The organism is Arenibacter amylolyticus (genome assembly GCF_002150785.1).
Taxonomy (GTDB): Bacteria; Bacteroidota; Bacteroidia; order Flavobacteriales; family Flavobacteriaceae; genus Arenibacter; species Arenibacter amylolyticus.
In genome coordinates this window covers 1-1,361 of sequence record NZ_MTAZ01000098.1, presented here as the reverse complement: position 1 = coordinate 1,361, position 1,361 = coordinate 1, and the positions used below count along the sequence as shown (strand labels likewise).

General features: G+C 36.9%; 1 protein-coding gene and 1 tRNA gene. One reads left to right on the top strand and one right to left on the bottom strand.

Annotated features, from left to right (window positions below; all coding sequences use genetic code 11):
• Positions 1–43 precede the first annotated feature (43 nt).
• On the bottom strand, positions 44–823 hold the full coding sequence (locus BV214_RS16605; protein ID WP_086478615.1) for a hypothetical protein: 780 nt from the start codon (positions 821–823) through the stop codon (positions 44–46).
• A 331-nt stretch (positions 824–1,154) separates the two neighbouring features.
• Here BV214_RS16605 and BV214_RS16600 point away from each other — a divergent pair.
• Positions 1,155–1,228, top strand: a tRNA-Arg gene (locus BV214_RS16600).
• Positions 1,229–1,361 lie beyond the last annotated feature (133 nt).

Genomic DNA, 1,361 nt, shown 5'->3' with positions numbered 1-1,361 from the left:
TTTACCCTCTATTTACTACTTACACAGTTTATGGTCTAGTCCCTTAATCGTCCAATAAATCTATGATGTCCTTTAGTCGCTCTTTAATTTGAGCGGCAATCTCATTGTTACCATCCGGGTCTACTGGGCTTATTTCTATAATCCCGTCATTGTTTCCATCCACTGCCTGCGAAAGATCTACCGATCCTACACCGTATAGAAGTTGGGAAAGATCGAACAAAATGGTCAGATTGGTTTCGTTTTCTACGATCTCGATTTGCGTTTGAGGGTCTTCAAAATCAATTTCAATCTCCTCATCAAAGTCGTGCCAAAAGATAAACGGAACATCGTCTATGGTACCTTTAATCAAAATAGATTTTCCAAATAGCTCACTGTTGGCATCGGTACTTTTATCAATTTCAAATTCGATTTCCTCATAGGTCCCTACAGGAATTTCTACGTTTATAAAATTAATTTCTCCTTTTAGAAGATCAAGTTCAAACGGACCTTCCAGTTCTATTTCGTCCTCAAAACCATAAAAACGGTCGTCATCCCACTGCTCGTTTTCGTCATCTTCGTAATCTAGGTCTAACTCCAATTCAAACTCTTTCAAATTGACCAAAAAATCGCTCACTACTATATTTGAACCTACCTCTTTGGCGGTTTTGGAAGAATTATTATCGTCTGAAATTTTTCCTTTGGCACTAATCGCCATCACTCCATGTTGGGAGGAAGTGTTATCCTTATCGCAACTAACTACGGTCAGCATTGCTAAAACGACCATTCCTAAGTTGAAAATGGATTTTTTTACATTGGATAAAACCTTTGATTTTGTTGTACTCATTATTAATTTTTTTGTTGTTTGTTATAAAACAACTCGCTAGGAAAAAACCCTACCACAAAAACCATTTATTTTTCCAATTATTTTTAGTGTGTTAATAATGAGTGAGTTGAGGGGATTGTAGTTTGTCTGCTTATTTAAAGTAGTTTCTAGACCCATTTAAATTTCGATTATGGGAGAGCTTTATCTAGGTTGTTGGTATTTAATGGTTTAAGGAAGGGGGGGTGGTAGCGGAAAAATAAAGTGTAAAATATTTTTCAATTAAACTTGTGCAATAATTAATGTTAATTGTATATTTGCAGCCGCTAAAGACAACTAGTTATCTAAAGCGAATGGTGGCATAGCTCAGCTGGATAGAGCACCTGCCTTCTAAGCAGGCGGTCGAAGGTTCGAATCCTTCTGCCATCACGACACTCTCGAAACCACGCCCTTGGGCGTGGTTTTTTAATTTATAAAAAAACCAAACGGAGTTTGAGTTTTGGAATAAATTAAAAAAACAAGCAGCGATAGCTGTGTGGTTTCGAATTTGCAACATTACTTG

Bases quoted from the DNA above. Each gene is read 5' to 3' on its own strand.
- BV214_RS16605 (WP_086478615.1), bottom strand. From the start codon at position 823: ATGAGTACAACAAAATCAAAGGTTTTATCCAATGTAAAAAAATCCATT.